Origin of the sequence: Luteimonas mephitis DSM 12574 (assembly GCF_000422305.1) — a bacterium.
GTDB lineage: Bacteria > Pseudomonadota > Gammaproteobacteria > Xanthomonadales > Xanthomonadaceae > Luteimonas > Luteimonas mephitis.
Genome location: NZ_AULN01000013.1, coordinates 471,921 through 489,274 on the forward strand (window position 1 = coordinate 471,921; position 17,354 = coordinate 489,274).

The following is a 17,354-nucleotide window of genomic DNA, read 5'->3' on the forward strand; positions in this document are numbered from 1 at the left end:
AGCCGGCATTCGGATTGCGCCGGCACCGTGACGCGCCGGCGCGCACTAGAATTGCGCTTTCGTTCTCGCTGGATTGCGCGACACCGATGGCCGCAACGCAAGCCGACCCCGCCCTGCAGGCGCTGATGCTTCCCTTCGCCGACGGCACGCTGGCCTGGCCCGGCGAAGGCGCGCTGTTCCTGCGTGCGCGCGACGGCTGGCCGCTGCATGAGCGCGCGCTGCCGGGGCTGGTCTGCGAGCAGGGCTTCCGGCCCGATGCCGACGCGCTGCAGCGGTCCGGCTTCGAAGTGCGTGCGCCGGACGAGGCGCGCTACCCGCTGGTGCTGGTGCTGCCGCCGCGGCAGCGCGGCGAGGCGCGCGCGCTGTTCGCCGCCGCGCTGGCGCGCCTGCAGCCCGGCGGCGTCATCGTCGCCAGCGCCGCCAACGACGCCGGCGCGAAATCGCACGAGGCCGACCTGGCCCGCATCGCCGGGCCGCTGGTGTCGCGCTCCAAGCACAAGTGCCGGGTGTTCTGGACCCGGCCGGGCGCGGCCGGTGGCGACGTGGCGCTCGCCGCGCAGTGGCGCGCGCTGGATTCGCCGCGGCCGATCGCCGGTGGCCGCTTCAGCAGTCGTCCTGGCGTGTTCGCCTGGGATCGCATCGATGCCGCATCCGCGCTGCTGGCCGAGCACCTGCCGGGCGACCTGCACGGCCACGCCGCCGATCTCGGCGCCGGCTGGGGCTACCTGTCGGTGGAGCTGCTGCAGCGCTGCCCGGGGATCACCGCGCTCGACCTGTACGAAGCCGAGGCGCGCGCGCTGGAACTGGCGCGGGTGAACCTCGCGCCGTTCGCCGGGCGCGCCGCCCTGGCGTTCCACTGGCACGACGTGACCGCGGGGCTGTCGCAGCGCTTCGATGTGATCGTCAGCAATCCACCGTTCCACGCCCAGGGCAACGCGGCGCGCCCGGATATCGGCCGGCGTTTCATTGCCGTGGCCGCCGACGCGCTCAAGCCCGGCGGGCGCCTGTTGCTGGTCGCCAACCGCCACCTGCCCTACGAATCGGTGCTCGATGCCAGCTTCGGCAGCACCCGGCTGGTCGCGCAGCGGGACGGTTTCAAGATCGTCGAGGCGGTGAAGGCCGGCCGCACGACGACGGGCGCTGCGCGATGAAGCTGCTGCGGACCATCGCCAACCTCGGCTACGGCAGCCGCCGCGACGTCACCGCGATGATCCGCGAAGGCCGCGTCACCGACGCGCACGGCGAGGTGCTGTACACGGACGACGAGCCGGCGCACGCCGACGTGCGCATCGACGGCGAACCGCTCGACCCGCCGGCTGGCCTGCTCTTGATGCTGCACAAGCCGGTCGGCTACACCTGCTCGACGAAAGATCGCGGGCGGCTCGTCTACGACCTGCTGCCGCCGCGCTTCGCGCGCCGCTCGCCGCAGTTGTCCACGGTCGGACGCCTGGACCGCGACACCAGCGGCCTGCTGCTGCTGACCGACGACGGCGCGCTGTTGCACCGGATCATCTCGCCGAAGTCGAAGCTTCCCAAGGTCTACGAGGCGACGCTGGCGCAGCCGCTGCGCGGCGACGAGGCCGCGATCTTCGCCAGCGGCACGCTGATGCTCGAATCGGAGAAGACACCGCTGCTGCCTGCAGAACTCGAAGCGCTGTCGCCGGCGCGCGCGCGGCTGACCCTGCACGAGGGCCGCTACCACCAGGTGCGACGGATGTTCGCGGCGGTCGGCAACCACGTCGAAGCGCTGCATCGCAGCCACGTTGGCGGGTTGGCGCTGGGCGGACTGGCCGAGGGCGCGTGGCGCACGCTCGGGCCGGGAGAGTGGGAGCAGCTGTTCCAACAATAAAGACGTCCGCCGTAGGAGCGCCCCATGGGCGCGATGGGCATGCCGCCGATCGACGAACCCATCGCGCCCATGGGGCGCTCCTACAGGGCGAGATCCGCTGCCTTCATGCGTCTTTGTCGTTTTCCGGCGTGCCGCCGCCTGTCAATTGCTCCCAGCCTGCGCGCCCCAGCTTCTCCAAAGTGGCGATGTTGCGCTCGACGATCGCATCCGGATCCGGGAACGCCGCTACCGCGCGCGCCACGCTGTCCTCGCGCAGCAGGTGCAGGGTGGGCCAGGGCGAACGGTTGGTGGCATTGGCGATGTCGTCCGGCGCGCTGCCGGCGAACTGGTACTGCGGATGGAAGCTGGCGACCTGCAGCTCGCCATTCAGCCCCAGCTGCTCGACCAGCGCGTCCGCGTCGTCGAGGAAATCGTTGTAGTCGAGGAAGTCGGCCAGCACCCGTGGGTGGACGATCAGCGTCGTGTCGATCTCGTCCGCCGGCGTGTCGCGCAGCCGCAGCAACTCCTCGCCGAGGGTCTCCAGCAGCGCTTCGGGCGTGGTCGCGTCGCTGAGCACGTAGCGCACCTGTGCCTTGGCGACCACGGTCTTGGCGAACGGGCACAGGTTCAGGCCGATGACGGCGCGCTCGATCCAGCGGCGGGTGTCGGCGATGGGGTCGGTCATTGCAGCGGCCCTCAGCGGCTTCCGCCGCTCCTGCAAAGGCGGTCAGTCGCGGAAGTTGTCGAACTGCAGCGGCAGATCGAACTCCTGCGCGCGCAGCAGCGCCATTGCGGCCTGCAGGTCGTCGCGCTTCTTGCCGGTGACGCGCAGCTTGTCGCCGTTGATCTGGCTGTCGACCTTGAGCTTGGCGTCCTTGATCGCGCCCTGGATCTTCTTCGCCAGTTCGCGCTCGATGCCCTGGCGCACGGTGACCTTCTGCCGCGCGCCGGCCAGGTTGGTCTCGACGTCGCCGAACTCGAGGCAGCGGGCGTCGATCTTCCGCGCTGCCAGCCGCGCGCGCAGGATGTCGGTCATCTGCTGCAGCTGGAACTCGCTGGGCGCCGACTGGTTGATGATGTTGTCGTTGCGCTCGAAGCTGGCCTCCACGCCCTTGAAGTCGAAGCGGGTGGTCAGTTCGCGGTTGGCCTGGTCGACGGCGTTGGTGAGCTCGTGGGTGTCGACTTCGGACACGATATCGAAGGAAGGCATGGCGGTTTCTGGTGCGAAGTGGGACGGTGCAGGTTAGCGCATGTATGGCACGGTCTGTTGCGCGCAGCCCGGCGCGGCAGCGCCGGAACCGGCGCAACATGCGCGCTCCCCCGCGCCCATGGAGCGCCCGTGCCCGAGTCTCCCGCCTGCGTTGACGCCCGTCGCGATCCCGCCGTTGGCACCGTTCTTGGTCGAGGCCGGGCGAGCCGGTGCGGCAGTGGCCGGCGGGCGGGCCTCCCGCGTGGCGACGCGCGCCGTCGGTGCGTGATCGGCATCGCAGGCCCGTGCCGGCCGCACTGATCGCACTTGCGCGCGCGGTGTCGCGCGGGCAACGTCGCACGATGTCGCACCCTTCCTCCCTCCTTCCGCCAGCCGGCAGCACGCGGCGCGCCGGCCCCGCGCTGTACATGCTGGTCGCAGTGGCGCTGTTCGCGCTGATGGACGCAGGCCTCAAGCTGCTGTCGCCGCACTATCCGGCGATGCAGGTCGCCACCCTGCGCGGCGCCTCGGCGCTGCCGCTGGTGCTGGCGTGGTCCATGGCCTCGGTTGGCGTGCGCGGGCTGCTGCGCGTGCACTGGCCGCTGCACCTGCTGCGCGGCGTGCTCGGCGTGGCGATGATGGCCGGCTTCGTCTACGGACTGCGTACGCTGCCGCTGTCGACGGTCTACGCGATCACATTCGTCGCGCCGCTGCTGGTCACGGCGATGGCGGTGCCGATCCTGCGCGAGAAGGTCGGGCCGCGGCGCTGGGCAGCGATCTTCGTCGGGCTGATCGGCGTGCTGGTGGTGCTGCGCCCGACCGGGCAGGGGATGATGACGCTGGGCGGGCTGGCGATCCTGCTGGCGGCTGTGTGCTACGCCGCCTCGGCGATCACCGTGCGCCTGCTGGCGCAGCGCGACAGCACCCAGGCGATGGTGTTCTGGCTGATGGTGATCCTGGTGGTTGGCGGCGGCGCGCTGTCGTGGCACGAGTGGATGCCGATCCAGGCACGGCACGGGTGGGTGATCGCGGGCATCGGCGTGGTCGGGACGCTGGCGCAGGTGCTGCTGACCGAGGCGTTCCGCCGCGGCGAGGCGTCGATGATCGCGCCGCTCGAGTACACCGCGCTGGTCTGGGGCGTGATGCTCGACCTGGCGCTGTGGCAGGTGTTGCCCGACGGCATGACCTGGGTCGGGGCGGGAATCATCATTGCCAGCGGGCTGTACATGATCCGGCGCGAGCGCGTGCGCAACGTGGAGCACGGGCAACCGGTCGAGCATCCCTGAGCCTGACGGCCTGAGCCCGGGCTGTCAGTCGCACGCCGGTTTTCACGAATCCTCCAGGGTCCCCCATCCCCGGAGTCGCTTCCCATGCGCAAGCCACGTCGTTACCTCGCCATCGGCGCCCTGTCCGCCGCACTCGCCTCGCTGGTCGCCTATGCGGCGCAGCCGTCCCTGCAGCGTGTCCTTTCGACCCCGCACACCGCCGCGGCCGCGACGGATCGCCCGCAGTCGCTGTCGCCAGCCACGCCGGACACGGCGCGGCCGCCGGTCGGGATTCCAATTCCACTTCCTCCCCTGCCTCCGGCGCCAGGGACACCCACCCGGAAGGACGTGGGCGATCCCGACTCGTTCGGTCGTCCGCTGAAATGGCTGGGCGTGACCCAGGCCGACATCTACCTGAGCGAGGACTGCTCGCTGCCCGAGTACCAGCGCGCGGGTGCGCACTGCCAGCAGACTTCGCCCGGGCAGACGACCTTCTTCAGCTTCCAGGACACCGCCAGCATCACCTTGCCGGGCAACGCCGCGCATTCGCTGCTGTGCTACTGGTTCTCGCCGCTCCTGGGGCTTGCCTACGAGAATCCGGGCGCGGAGCCGGTGACTGCACAACTGCGTTATCGGCCGGGGTTGACGATCGAGAGCGAAGTGCTGCGCGATCCCTCGCTGGTGGATCCGGGTACCGGCCTGCCCTTCGACGGCCGCCTGAGCACGGCCATGAGTTCGAGCGAGCAGTTCCATGCGACGTTGCTGGGATTCGAGCAGCGATACGAAAGCCTGCGCGACTCGAACGTCTGCATCGCCGGCTTCCTGACCAGGCGCAGCCTTGTCGACATGTACGGCCTGACCGAGGCCCAGGCGCGGGAGGTGTTCCGCAAGCCGATGACGATCCGCCTGGATGTCAGCGGCAGCGCTCGTTACATCCCCGAGGCGTCGCTGACGTTCGGGCTGCGCATCGTCGGCGATTGATCGATCGAAAGCGCGCTGAAAAAAAAGGCAGGACGGGCCGAAGCCCGTCCTGCCGTGTTGCAGCGGATGCGCGGCAGCGCCGCGCGCGCGATCAGAAGCGCGCGCCGATGCCGACGCCGACCATCACCGGATTGAACTCGGTGGTGCCCGCCTTCACGCCGTTGACCTTGATATCGCCGTCGCCGTCGAAGTAGCGCGCGTCGGCGCGGGCGAACCAAGTGGGGTTGATGTTGACGTCCACGCCGATCGTCGCCACCGCGCCCTTGGCGGTTTCCACGCCGATGCGGTTGCCGGCGAGCGCGCCGGTGTCGGCCGCCTTCTCGTTGCTGTAGTTGGTCTCGTGGTAGCCCAGGCCCACGAACGGGCGGAACGTGTTGTCGGCCGCGCCGAAGTGGTACTGGCCGCTGAGCGAGTACGCCTGCCCGTCGATGCTGGCGGTTTTGTTGCCGCCGGTGGACACGCGGTAGCCGGCCTTGTCCGCGCCCCAGGCTTCGACCGAGATGTTGTCGGTGATGTTCCACGCCGCGCTGAGCGTCGGCGTGCCTTCGCCTTCGGCCTTGGTCAGCTGGCCGTCGACGACGGGATTGCGGGTCGGTTCGGTGAGCGAATAGCCACCGACCACGCTGAAGCGCTTGCCGGCGGCGGTGTCGCCCGAGCCGTCCTGCGCGAATGCGGCGGGTGCGAACGCGGCGGTGGCGGCAAGGGCCAGGGTCAGTGTGCGAATGGACAACATGGGGGAGTCTCCTCGTTGATTGTTCTATGCCCCCGGGAGAGGGGCATGGACATCCTGGCGACGTGCGCATGAACCCCGCTTGTTCGCGCTGGCGGCGTTCAGGGAACTTTGACGCCTGATTAAGCGAGCAAGCACCCAAACGCGCCGTCGCATGACGAAGGTCACTCCCTCCACCGGCACGCGTCGCGCGACGCTCGCCGGGCCAAACTGAACGCAAGCCGGATTCGGGGAAGAAAGATGCGGATCGCGTCACTGTGGTGTGTGCTGCTGCTCGCCTCCACTGGCGCGATGGCCCGCGCGAGCAACGTCAGCGTCGACTGCGACGTGCACAGCGACTACGACTTCGCGCTGACCCACAAGAGCGTCGTCCTGACGCGCAAGGACGGCGTGCCCAGGACGGTGCTGATGCGCCAGGGGCGGCTGTTCATCGACAACAAGTGGGTCGACGTCGGCGCCGCCGACCGCGACCGCCTCATCGCCTACGAGCGCGAGGCCCGGGCAACGATGCCGCTGGCCGCGCAGATCGCAAGCGACGCCGCGACCATCGCGTTCACCACGCTGGGCGAGGTGGCCAAGGGATTCAGCCGCGACCCGGCGGCGACCGAGGCGAAGCTCAAGCAGGCGCGCGCCGAACTCGAGCGCAACCTGGCGCGATCGGTCAGCGCCACCCGCTTCAACAGCGCCGAACTGGGCAAGGGCATCGGCGAGGCGGTGTCCGGCGTGGTCCCGCGCGTGGTCGGCGACATCGTCGGCGGGGCGCTGCGTGCCGCGCTGAGCGGCGATACCGCGCAGCTGGAGCAGCTGGACAACCTCGATGCCCGCATCGAAGCGGTGGTCGAACCGCGCGCCAGCGCCCTCGAGCGCAATGCCGAAACGCTGTGTCGCGCGATGCAGTCGCTGGACCGGATCGACAACGCGCTTGAGTACCGCCACGAAGGCCAGCGGCTGGAGCTGCTGCGGGTCGAGGTCAAGGATCACGCCAGGCCCGCGCACTGAGCTGCCAGAGCTCGCGTTCACGCCGTTTTCTCCCCTGCGGCGTGGGCACCGCGCCCTCCGTGCCCCCACGGAGGGCGCACTTTTTCCGGGCGCCCCGCGTGCCGCGGAGTTGGCGCTGACCGCCCAGCGGGCGACAATGGCCGTTCCCTGGCATCCCCCGGAGCGTCACATGGCCGAACTGAAGGAAGCACGAGTCCCCGACATCGGCGGCTTCGACGACGTGCCGGTGATCGAGGTGCTGGTCGCGGTCGGCGACACGATCGCCTTGGACCAGGGGCTGGTGACGCTGGAATCGGCCAAGGCCACGATGGAAGTGCCATCGCCGTTCGCCGGCGTGGTCAGGGAACTCAAGGTCAAGATCGGCGACACTCTGTCCGAAGGCGCGGTCGTGGCGATGATCGAGGCCGCCGACGAGGCCGCCGCAAAGCCCGCAGCGGCAGCAGAACCGGCCGCGCCGCCCGAAGCAACGAAGGCCGCCGCGCCGCCCGCCAATCGCACCACCGAAACCGCGGCCAAGGTCGAGCCGGTGGCCGTCGCCGCACAGCGCGACAACATCGCGCGCGGCGACGTGGCCAAGTCGGGCGACGCGGTGCCGACGCCTGCGCGCCGGCTCGACGCCGATGGCCTGATGCCGGACAAGGTGCCCTACGCCAGCCCGGCGGTGCGCCTGTTCGCGCGCGAGCTCGGCGTGGACCTTGCGCGTGTGCAGGGCAGTGCGCGCGGCGGCCGCATCACGAAGGACGACGTGCAGCAGTTCGTCAAGGGCGCGCTGGCCGGCGGCGCGGCGGTCGCGGGCGGCGGTGGCCTGGACCTGCTGCCGTGGCCGAAGGTGGATTTCTCCCGCTTCGGCGAGATCGAGGTCAAGCCGCTGTCGAAGATCAGGAAGATCTCCGGCGCCAACCTCGCCCGCAACTGGGCGATGATCCCGCACGTCACCCAGCACGACGATGCCGACGTCACCGGGCTCGAAGCGCTGCGCGTCGCGCTCAACAAGGAAGCGGCCGCGGACAAGAGCGGGGCGGGGGTCAAGCTCACCATGCTCGCCTTCCTGATGAAGGCCAGCGTGACCGCGCTGCAGAAGTACCCGGAATTCAACGCCTCGCTCGACGCCGGCGGCGAGAACCTCACGCTGAAGAAGTACTTCCACATCGGCTTCGCCGCCGACACGCCCAACGGGCTGGTGGTGCCGGTGGTGCGCGACTGCGACCGCAAGGGCGTGCTGGAGATCGCGCGCGAGACCGGCGAGCTGGCGTCGAAGGCGCGCGAAGGCAAGCTCGGCCCGGCCGAGATGAGCGGCGGCTGCTTTTCGATCAGTTCGCTGGGCGGCATCGGCGGCACCGCGTTCACCCCGATCGTCAACGCGCCGGAAGTGGCGATCCTCGGCGTGTCGAAGTCGGCGATGAAGCCGGTCTGGAACGGCAAGGAATTCGAGCCGCGGCTGATCCTGCCGCTGTCGCTGTCCTACGACCACCGCGTCATCGACGGCGCGGCCGCGGCGCGCTTCACCGCGTACCTGGCGCAGCTGCTCGGCGACATGCGGCGCGCGCTGCTGTAGGCGCTGGCCGATGCTGGCGATGGTCGCCCAGGCTGCACCCGGCACCGCCGGCGAGCGGGTGCGCGACGCGGCCGGCGCCGCAGTGGACCGCGGCTGGAACGACCTGGGCACGGTGCTCGACTTCCACCTGCTGCGCACCTCCGGCCTGGACGTCACCGTCGGCGGGCTGATCGCCGCGGTGCTGGTGATCGGGCTGACCTGGCTGGTTTCCGCCCTGGTGCGACGCGCGGTGCGCCGGTTCGGCGATCGCCACGAAGGCGTGAACCGGGCCGCGCTGTACGCGGTGTCGCGTCTGATCCACTACGTCCTGCTGCTCGCCGGCATCCTGCTGGCCATGGACTTTGCCGGGATATCGCTGGGCAAGTTCGCGCTGTTCGCCAGCGCGGTGGGCGTGGGCCTGGGCTTCGGCCTGCAGGCGATCTTCGGCAACTTCATCGCGGGCCTGGTGCTGCTGTTCGACCGATCGCTGAAGGTCGGCGACTTTGTCGAGCTCGACAACGACACCCGCGGCACCGTGCACGCGATCAACATCCGCGCCACCCGCATCATCACCAACGACAACATCGGCGTGCTGGTGCCGAACTCCGAGTTCGTCAACGGCCGCGTCGTCAACTGGACCCACCGCAGCGTCAACCGCCGCATCCGGGTGCCATTTCGGGTCGCATTCGGCGTCGACAAGGAACTGGTCAAGAAGGCCGCGCTGGAAGCCGCAGCGCGGGTGCCGTTCACGCTCGCCATCGAGGGCGAGCAGCGTCCGCAGGTGTGGCTGGTGAACTACGGCGAGAGCGGCGTGGAGTTCCTGCTGGTGGTGTGGCTGACCGGTGCCGCGGCGCGGCGCAACGTTGCGATCCAGGCCGCCTACCTGTGGGAGCTGGACAGCTCGCTGAAGGAGCACGGCATCGAGGTGCCGGTGCCGCAGCGCGACCTGCGCATGCGCTCGGCCTTCGGCCTGGAAGGCGAGCGCGCGATGCAGCGCCTGCTGCACGAACGCGTCGAGCCCGAGCCCGTCGCCACCGGGCCCGAGGCGGTGGCTCCCGCCGAGCGCCTGGCATTGGCCGGCAACGATGCCTCCGAAGACACCCAGCGCCGCATCGCCGAAGACGAGGCGATGCGCCTGCAGGCCGAACGTGAAGCGGCCCTTTCCCCACAATCCAAGGCCGGCCACGCGCACGGCCGCCAGTCCCACGAGGAGTAACGACATGGCGACGCTCGAAGTGAAGGTTCCCGATATCGGCGGATTCGACGACGTGCCGGTGATCGAGGTGCTGGTCGCGGTCGGCGACACGATTGCCAGGGACCAGGGGCTGGTGACGCTGGAGTCGGCCAAGGCGACGATGGAAGTGCCGTCGCCGGTGGCGGGCGTGGTGAAGGAGTTGCGCGTGAAACTCGGCGACGCGCTGTCGGAAGGCAGCGTGGTGGCGGTGGTGGAAACGCAGGACGCCGCGGGCGCCGATGCAAGTCCTTCCCCCGAGGCTTCGGCGAATGCGAAACAGGCACCGATCCCGCCAGCGGCAGGGGGAAGTGCGCGCAGCGTGCCGGGCGAGGGTGCGGCTACGGAAGCCGGGCCCTCGCCCGCAAGCGAAAAGGCCGGCGGCAACGCCGCGCCGGCCCCGCAGGCCGCGGCAGCCACCGGTCGCAAGCCCGACATCGAATGCGCCGTCGTCGTGCTCGGCGCCGGCCCCGGCGGCTACACGGCCGCGTTCCGCGCCGCCGACCTCGGCCTCGACACGGTGATGATCGAACGCTACCCGAAGCTCGGCGGCGTCTGCCTCAACGTCGGCTGCATTCCATCCAAGGCGCTGCTGCACGCGGCGGCGGTGATCGACGAGGCGCGGCACGCGACCGACTACGGCGTCGACTTCGGCAAGCCGAAGATCGCGCTCGACAAGCTGCGCGGCTACAAGGACAAGGTGGTCGGCCAGCTGACCGGCGGCCTGGCCGCGATGTCGAAGCAGCGCAAGGTGCGGGTGGCGACCGGGCACGCGAAGTTCGTGTCCGCCAACGAGATCGAGCTCGCCGGCGACGACGGCAAGACGCAGCTGCTGAAGTTCGGGCAGTGCATCATCGCCGCCGGTTCGCAGGCGATGAAGCTGCCCGGCTTCCCGTGGGACGACCCGCGGATCATGGACTCGACCGATGCGCTCGAACTGGCCGACGTTCCGAAGAAGCTGCTGGTCGTTGGCGGCGGCATCATCGGCCTGGAAATGGCGACGGTGTACAAGGCGCTCGGCAGCGAGGTCACGGTGGTCGAACTGGCCACGCAGCTGATGCCCGGCGCCGATCCCGACCTGGTCAGGCCGCTCGCCGACCGCCTGAAGAAGCAGGGCGTGGCCGTGCACCTGGAGACCAAGGTGGTCGAGGCCAAGGCGGGCAAGGCCGGCATTGCCTGCAGCTTCGACGGCAAGAGCATTCCTGATACCAAGACCTTCGACCGCGTGCTGGTCGCGGTCGGGCGGGTGCCCAACGGCGACAAGCTCGACGCACAGAAGGCCGGCGTGCGCGTCACCGGGCGCGGCTTCATCGAGGTCGACGCGCAGATGCGCACCAACGTGCCGCACATCTTCGCCATCGGCGACCTCGTCGGTCAGCCGATGCTGGCGCACAAGGCGACGCACGAGGGCAAGCTCGCGGCGGAAGTCGCGGCGGGAGAAAAAAGGGAGTGGGTGGCGCGGGTGATCCCGAGCGTGGCCTACACCGATCCGGAGATCGCCTGGGTCGGCGTCACCGAAACCGAGGCGAAGGCCAAGGGGCTGAAGGTGGGCGTGGGCAAGTTCCCGTGGGCCGCCTCGGGCCGCGCGATCGGCCTGGGCCGGACCGAGGGCTTCACCAAGCTGGTGTTCGACGAGGCCACGCAGCGCATCATCGGTGCCGGCATCGTCGGCGTGCACGCCGGCGACCTGATCGCCGAGGCGGCGCTCGCGATCGAGATGGGCTGCGAGGTCGCCGACATCGGCCACACCATCCATCCGCACCCGACCCTCAGCGAGTCGGTGGGCATGGCGGCCGAAGTCTACGACGGCACCATCACCGACCTGTATATCCCGAAGAAGAAGTGATCGCAGCTTCCAAAGAAGCCCCCGCATTGTCGGGGGCTTTCTTTCACTGCCCTGCAGCGACGCTGGACAAGCGTCGTCATTTCCGCAAAGGCGAAGATCCAACGGCACCAGCCCGTTGAAAGACAAGGCCGCTGGGTTGATCGGCCCTTCAGCTGGTGAAGAGCGCTCCGGCCTTCGTGGAAACGGCGAGCAAGGGCGGCTCGACCCGCGTTGCCCTGGCGTGGCTCCTGTTTCCTGCCCGATTGCACGCGTTGCCGTGACCTGACGGGTCGCGACGCGGCCGGCAGGATCGAAGGCTTGCCGGAAAGCGGGAACCCTGTCTTGCGCTTGCTTGCAGAACCACGGTGCAAGCTGGAACGCGGGTGCGAGCGCCCCTGGATGCGAAATCAAGGGGGAGGCGTCGGCCGTCGGCCGGCGCCGGAGGACATTCGCATCCAGGGGCGCTCGCAGCCGGCGCCACCCGCCTCCCGACTGCAGCGCCTTATCTTGAGTCGAAGAAGAACCTTTCCTTCTCCCAGGACTGTGCAGTCACGCAACCCGATCGCGCGGCCGCGCAGCACGGCCGGCGCATCGAACTGTGACGCGCGCCGGGCAGCCACGGGTTTGCCCCAGATGCCGCGATGTCGCCGCGGCCGGTATCCAGTCGGTACAGGGGATATCCAGGGAGAGAGCTAGATGAAGCATGTGATCTGGACGGCGTTGGCATTGGCCTGCGCGACGGTCAGCACGACAGCGGTCGCGGGCGACGCCCACGGCACGACGGCCGACGAAGCCAGGGCGCTGGCCGAAACCGGTGCCACCGGCGATTTCGCACGGAGCCTGCAGGCGCAGGAAAAACGCCTGCAAGCCGAGCGGTCGTACTATCCGGCGATGTTCCGTGCCGCCTACGCGCGCTATCCGCGCATTCCCGCCGGCGCGCTCGAAGCGCTGGCGTACAGCCAGAGCCGTTGGCACCAGCTGCGGCCCGATCGCAACGGCGAGCCGACGCATGGCGACATGCCGCGCGCCTGGGGCGTGATGGGCCTGTATGCCGGCGATGGTTTCGCCGACCAGGTGGGCGAAGCCGCCGCGCTGCTGGGCACCACGCCCGAACAGGTCAAGCACAGCCCGTCCACCAACATCCTTGCCGCGGCGGTGTTGCTCGATCGCGAACTGCGCGGCAGCGCGCGTGACGACGAAGCCCTGGCGCAGGCGCTGCAGCGCTACGCCGGCTTCGGCGAAAGCCCAGGAGCCACCGTCGGCGCCGTGGATGCGTATGCCCGCGAGAGCTTCGCGTTCGACGTGCTGCTGGGCATGGATCGCGGGGTCAACGACAACGGCATCCGCGTGCCCGAGCGCGCGGTGCAGTGGGAACGGGCATTCCCCGCGGACACGCTGGCCAGGTTGAACGCGCCGCTGGTACGGCTGGACCTGGATCGGGACACGGTGGAAGCCGAAGCGTTCGCGATCGATCCGCGCTCCGAACAGCTGGTCACGCGGCAGGCCGCGGGCAACGCGGTCGCAGGAAACGGCATCGCAGGCGCAGGCAGCGTCCAGTCGCTGGCGACGGTGGACTTCCCCGGCGCGCGCTGGGTGACATCGCCCAACTATTCCTCGCGCGGCGGCACGGCGGTGCGCGAGGTCGCCATCCACACCATGCAGGGCAGTTACGCCGGTTCGATCTCGTGGTTCCAGAAGGCCAGCGCCGGGGTCAGCGCGCACTACCTGATCCGCAGCTCCGACGGCCAGGTCACGCAGATGGTGCGCGAAAGCCAGAAGGCCTGGCACGTGCGTTCGCACAACCCGCACTCGATCGGCATCGAGCACGAGGGCTACATCAGCAACCCCGACTGGTACACCACCGCGATGTACAACGCCTCGGCGGCGATCACGCGCCAGTCGTGCGCGCGCTACGCCGGCATCGTCTGCACCCGGGCGATGAAGACCTACACGTCGGCTGACCTGAGCGACTCGAGCTACGACATCCTCGGCCACCAGAACCTCACCGACAACTCGCACACCGACCCGGGCAAGTACTGGAACTGGTCGAAGTACTACGGCCTGATCAACCCCGGCTCCGGCGGCACGACCAAGATTCTCGACAGCTTCGAGAGCAGCGTCGGCCACTTCGTGACCAGCCCGGCGTACTCGGGCAGCACCACCGGCATCTCCACCGCATCCACCGCTGCGCGCAACTGCAGCATCCGCCACGGCGGTTCGTGCTCGCTGCAGGTGCGGCTGGTGGACAACACGTCCTCGTCGGCCTCGTGGGCGGTGCGCCTGCTCTCGGGCAGCGGCAACCCCGGCAGCAACACCGCGCTGTCGCGCAACGGCCGGGTCGGGTTCTGGGTGTTCGTCGCCGGCAGCGGCATGAGCGTGGCGGTCGGCATCGACGACAGCGACGGCACCGAGCGCTCGACATCCAAGGCGGTCCCCGCCAACAAGTGGACCTACGTGGAATGGAAGCTGTCCGACGCAGCGCAGTGGAACGCCTGGGCCGGCAACAGCAACGGCGCGATCACCGCGTCGACGGTGAAGCTCGACGCGATCTGGTTCCTGCACGCCAACACCAGCTACACCGTCAACGCCTACGTGGACGACGTGCAGCTGCGCAACTGAGTGGCAACGCCGGCGCCCCGACGACGGGGCGCCGGCGGTCTCCCGGCACTGGTCCGTGAGTCCGGAGCCGGGCCGCGAAAGCGGGCAAAAGGAAGCCCCGGCCATGGAGAGAACCGGGGCTTCGGGGCCTGCAGCGGATCCGACGAGGAATGGGGACACAGGCCTCGCGATCATTGACCCTGCCCGCCGCGAAAGGTTCCTTCGGCCGGGCGGGTCCGGCAGGCCGGGACGCACGCGTGGAAGCCGCCGAATCGGGGCTTCCGGCGGTTGCCGCCCAAATCCGGCCCCTGCTATACTTCTGCGGCTTCGCAGGAGGGATTTGCACAGGGCAGATCATGCGGCCCTCCGCGGCAAGTCCCACAAGCTGAACAGGTGATTCGCGTGCACGATCCCATCGCCGCCGGTCGCCGGGCAGCGCTGCGCGCGGTGGCCGTCCAGGGACTGGCCGTCGCGCTGCTGGCAGCAGCCTTCCTCGCGCGGGACGTGCGCGAGGCGCTGGCAGTGGGGGTGGGGGGGCTCGCACTGGTGCTGGGCAATGCGCTTTCCGCCGTCGTGGCGCTGGGCGGCATCGTCCCGGCACCGGTCGCATTCGGCAGGCTGCTGCTGGCTGCGATGGGCAAGTGGTTGGTCGCGATCGTGGTACTCGCGACTGCATTGGCGACCTGGCGCTTGCCGCCGCTGCCGATGCTGGCGGGACTGGTGGCGGGATTGCTGGCCTACCTGCTGGCACTCAATTTCCTCAAGCAAGACGTACACAGCAAGGGTTGAACGCGTGATCGCTGAAAACAACGGCCCGGCCGCCGAAACCGGCGGATCCACCGAGTACATCAACCACCACCTGCAGCACCTGCAGGTGAGCGTGGGCGACAGCCAGTTCATGACGCTGAACGTGGACACGCTGTTCTTCACCGCGGTGCTGTCGGTGCTGTTCGTGGCCACCTTCGTGCTGACCGCGCGTCGCGCCACCTCGGGGGTGCCGGGCAAGTTCCAGGCCTTCGTCGAGATCATCGTCGGTTTCGTCGACGGGCTGGTACGCGAGACCTTCCACGGCCGCAGCAAGCTGATCGCGCCGCTGTCGATCACCATCTTCCTGCTCGTGTTCCTGATGAACTTCCTGGACATGCTGCCGGTCGACCTGCTGCCGTGGGCCTGGGCCAACGGCTACATCGCCGCCGGCCACGACCCCGCGCACGCCTACCTGCGCGCCGTGCCCACCGCCGACCTGAACACCACGTTCGGCCTGTCGATCGCCGTGTTCCTGCTGATCCAGGTGTTCGGCATCAGCCACAAGGGCGTCGGCGGCTTCACCAAGGAAATCTTCACCGCGCCGTTCCACGCCGAAGGCACGCTGATGAAGATCCTGCTGGCCCCGGCCAACCTGCTGCTGCGGCTGATCGAGGAGGGCGTGCGCCCGCTGAGCCTGTCGCTGCGACTGTTCGGCAACATGTACGCCGGCGAACTGATCTTCGTGCTGATCGCGCTGATGACGCTGAACTCGTCGCTGCTGCATGTCAGCACCTACGCCATGGGCATCATGCAGTTCATCTCGGGCTTCGCATGGACCGCGTTCCACGTGCTGATCATCACCCTGCAGGCCTTCATCTTCATGATGCTGACCATCGTCTACCTCAGCATGTCGGCAGAGAGCCACTGAGCCGGCGGCGCCACCGCTTACGTTTTTCCCATCCACCTGACGCAACAGTCAAACGATCCAACCGGAGTACACCATGGATATCGCAGTCCTCAATGCTGAAGTGCTGAAGTTCACCGTCATCGCAGCCGGCCTCCTGATCGGCCTCGGCGCCCTCGGCACCGCGATCGGTTTCGCCATCCTCGGTGGCAAGTTCCTCGAAGGTTCGGCGCGCCAGCCGGAGCTGACCCCGATGCTGCAGACCAAGATGTTCATCGTCGCCGGCCTGCTCGACGCCGTGCCGATGATCGGCGTCGCCATCGCGTTGCTGCTGCTGTTCGCCAACCCGCTGCTGGGTTCGATCGCCGGCTGACCGCCGCGCTGACCAGGCAAGCGATTCAGGCACAGCCGGCGGCAAGGCCGCCGGCACCAGGAGCACAGCACCATGCTACCCAACCTCACTTTGATCATTCAGGGCATCGCGTTCTTCGCGGTCGCCTGGCTGGTGATGAAATTCGGCTGGCCGTACATCATCGCGGCCATCGAAGAGCGCCAGCAGAAGATCGCGGAAGGCCTCGCCGCGGCTGACAACAGCCAGAAGGCGCTGGCCCAGGCGCAGGACCAGATCAACGAAGAGTTGAAGCAGGCCCGCGCCAAGGCCAACGAGATCATCGAGCAGGCCCACCAGCGCGCCAACCAGATCGTCGATGCGGCCAAGACCGAGGCGGTCGCCGAGGGCACGCGCCAGAAGGCGCTGGCCGAAAGCGAGATCGCCGCTGCGTCCAACCGCGCCCGCGAGGACCTGCGCAAGCAGGTGTCCGCTCTGGCGGTGACCGGCGCCGAGAAGCTGCTGCACCGCGAGATCGACGCCAGCGCCCACAAGGTGCTGCTCGACGAGCTCGCCGCCCAGCTGTCGTCCGAAGCGGCCTGATCGATGAGCCAGGCCCTCACCCTCGCCCGTCCCTACGCCCGCGCCGCGTTCTCCATCGCGCGCGACGAAGGCAGGTTCGCGGACTGGTCCGGCGCGCTCGGCTTCGCCGCGCGCGTGGCGGCCGACCCGCAGGTCGCCGGCCTGCTCGGCAACCCGCGGCTGGCCGACGCCGATGCGGTGGCGCTGCTGTCCCCTGACGGCGCGCCGCCGCTGTTCGGTGACTTCCTCGCGCTGCTGGCGGACAACCGCCGCCTCGTGCTGCTGCCGGAAATCGCCGGCCTGTACGAGGACCTGCGCGCCGAGGCCGAGCGCGTGGTCAAGGCGCGGGTGACGTCGGCGACGGCGCTTCCGGCCGGCGAGCTCGACACCATCAAGGCCGCGCTGAAGAAGCGCTTCGGCCGTGAGGTCGAGGTCGAGTCGGCGGTCGACGCATCGCTGATCGGCGGCGCGGTGATCGACGCCGGCGACGTGGTCATCGACGGCTCGCTCAAGGGCAAGCTCGAACGCCTGCAGGCCGCTCTCGCAAGTTGATTCGAATCGTGGGCGGGCCCCGTTGGCCCGCCGCAATGCAAACCGTGATGGCGGGCCTGGG

17 protein-coding genes are annotated in these 17,354 nt (G+C 69.3%); 14 read left to right on the forward strand and 3 right to left on the reverse strand.

Annotated elements, in window-relative coordinates:
- The first annotated feature begins 86 nt into the window (after window positions 1-86).
- Both H570_RS0104690 and H570_RS0104695 read left to right on the forward strand, forming a co-directional pair.
- Complete coding sequence (locus H570_RS0104690; RefSeq protein WP_027079731.1) at window positions 87-1,151, forward strand: class I SAM-dependent methyltransferase; 1,065 nt, start codon at window positions 87-89, stop codon at window positions 1,149-1,151.
- Window positions 1,148-1,849, forward strand: a complete 702-nt coding sequence (locus tag H570_RS0104695; RefSeq protein WP_027079732.1) for a pseudouridine synthase — start codon at window positions 1,148-1,150, stop codon at window positions 1,847-1,849. Before H570_RS0104690 ends, H570_RS0104695 begins: the two co-directional genes overlap by 4 nt.
- Before the next feature lie 103 nt (window positions 1,850-1,952).
- On the opposite strand, the gene H570_RS0104700 is transcribed toward H570_RS0104695, so the two are convergent.
- Window positions 1,953-2,513 carry a DUF1415 domain-containing protein gene (locus H570_RS0104700; protein ID WP_036135094.1) on the reverse strand — a complete coding sequence of 187 codons (561 nt, stop codon included), beginning with the start codon at window positions 2,511-2,513 and terminating at the stop codon, window positions 1,953-1,955.
- A gap of 42 nt (window positions 2,514-2,555) precedes the next feature.
- Entirely contained in the window at window positions 2,556-3,038 is a 483-nt protein-coding gene (locus tag H570_RS0104705; protein WP_027079734.1) for a YajQ family cyclic di-GMP-binding protein, read from the reverse strand.
- 407 nt (window positions 3,039-3,445) lie between these two features.
- Here H570_RS0104705 and H570_RS0104710 point away from each other — a divergent pair, with 407 nt between their 5' ends.
- Window positions 3,446-4,303, forward strand: coding sequence for a DMT family transporter (locus H570_RS0104710; protein ID WP_051176137.1), 858 nt, complete (start codon window positions 3,446-3,448; stop codon window positions 4,301-4,303).
- 84 nt (window positions 4,304-4,387) lie between these two features.
- Entirely contained in the window at window positions 4,388-5,263 is an 876-nt protein-coding gene (locus tag H570_RS0104715) for a hypothetical protein (protein ID WP_027079736.1), read from the forward strand.
- Window positions 5,264-5,354: 91 nt separating this feature from the next.
- Here H570_RS0104715 and H570_RS0104720 read toward each other — a convergent pair whose 3' ends face one another.
- Window positions 5,355-5,996 carry an OmpW/AlkL family protein gene (locus H570_RS0104720; RefSeq protein ID WP_027079737.1) on the reverse strand — a complete coding sequence of 214 codons (642 nt, stop codon included), beginning with the start codon at window positions 5,994-5,996 and terminating at the stop codon, window positions 5,355-5,357.
- Between the two features lie 237 nt (window positions 5,997-6,233).
- Here H570_RS0104720 and H570_RS19335 point away from each other — a divergent pair, with 237 nt between their 5' ends.
- The 10 genes from H570_RS19335 (at window position 6,234) to H570_RS0104770 (ending at window position 17,293) form a co-directional block, all read left to right on the forward strand.
- Window positions 6,234-6,992 (forward strand): DUF2884 family protein, encoded by a 759-nt coding sequence (locus H570_RS19335; RefSeq protein WP_027079738.1) that lies wholly within the window; start codon window positions 6,234-6,236, stop codon window positions 6,990-6,992.
- Window position 6,993: 1 nt separating this feature from the next.
- A complete protein-coding gene (gene aceF, locus H570_RS0104730) occupies window positions 6,994-8,547 on the forward strand; it encodes a dihydrolipoyllysine-residue acetyltransferase (protein WP_425411546.1) in 1,554 nt (517 codons plus the stop codon).
- 10 nt (window positions 8,548-8,557) lie between these two features.
- A complete protein-coding gene (locus tag H570_RS16430) occupies window positions 8,558-9,742 on the forward strand; it encodes a mechanosensitive ion channel family protein (RefSeq protein ID WP_156899838.1) in 1,185 nt (394 codons plus the stop codon).
- Window positions 9,743-9,746: 4 nt separating this feature from the next.
- Entirely contained in the window at window positions 9,747-11,603 is a 1,857-nt protein-coding gene (gene lpdA / locus H570_RS0104740) for a dihydrolipoyl dehydrogenase (protein ID WP_027079740.1), read from the forward strand.
- Between the two features lie 675 nt (window positions 11,604-12,278).
- Window positions 12,279-14,201 (forward strand): N-acetylmuramoyl-L-alanine amidase, encoded by a 1,923-nt coding sequence (locus H570_RS18095; RefSeq protein ID WP_027079741.1) that lies wholly within the window; start codon window positions 12,279-12,281, stop codon window positions 14,199-14,201.
- A 381-nt stretch (window positions 14,202-14,582) separates the two neighbouring features.
- Window positions 14,583-14,969, forward strand: a complete 387-nt coding sequence (locus tag H570_RS19340) for a hypothetical protein (protein WP_051176116.1) — start codon at window positions 14,583-14,585, stop codon at window positions 14,967-14,969.
- 4 nt (window positions 14,970-14,973) lie between these two features.
- The gene (atpB, locus tag H570_RS0104755; RefSeq protein WP_342664538.1) at window positions 14,974-15,855 is read left to right on the forward strand and encodes a F0F1 ATP synthase subunit A; all 882 of its coding nucleotides are present in this window, start codon (window positions 14,974-14,976) and stop codon (window positions 15,853-15,855) included.
- 73 nt (window positions 15,856-15,928) lie between these two features.
- Window positions 15,929-16,204: a F0F1 ATP synthase subunit C gene (atpE, locus tag H570_RS0104760; protein ID WP_027079743.1), complete on the forward strand. Its 276-nt coding sequence runs from the start codon at window positions 15,929-15,931 to the stop codon at window positions 16,202-16,204.
- Window positions 16,205-16,276: 72 nt separating this feature from the next.
- Window positions 16,277-16,762 (forward strand): F0F1 ATP synthase subunit B, encoded by a 486-nt coding sequence (locus tag H570_RS0104765; RefSeq protein ID WP_027079744.1) that lies wholly within the window; start codon window positions 16,277-16,279, stop codon window positions 16,760-16,762.
- 3 nt (window positions 16,763-16,765) lie between these two features.
- A complete protein-coding gene (locus tag H570_RS0104770) occupies window positions 16,766-17,293 on the forward strand; it encodes a F0F1 ATP synthase subunit delta (protein ID WP_027079745.1) in 528 nt (175 codons plus the stop codon).
- Window positions 17,294-17,354: the final 61 nt, after the last annotated feature.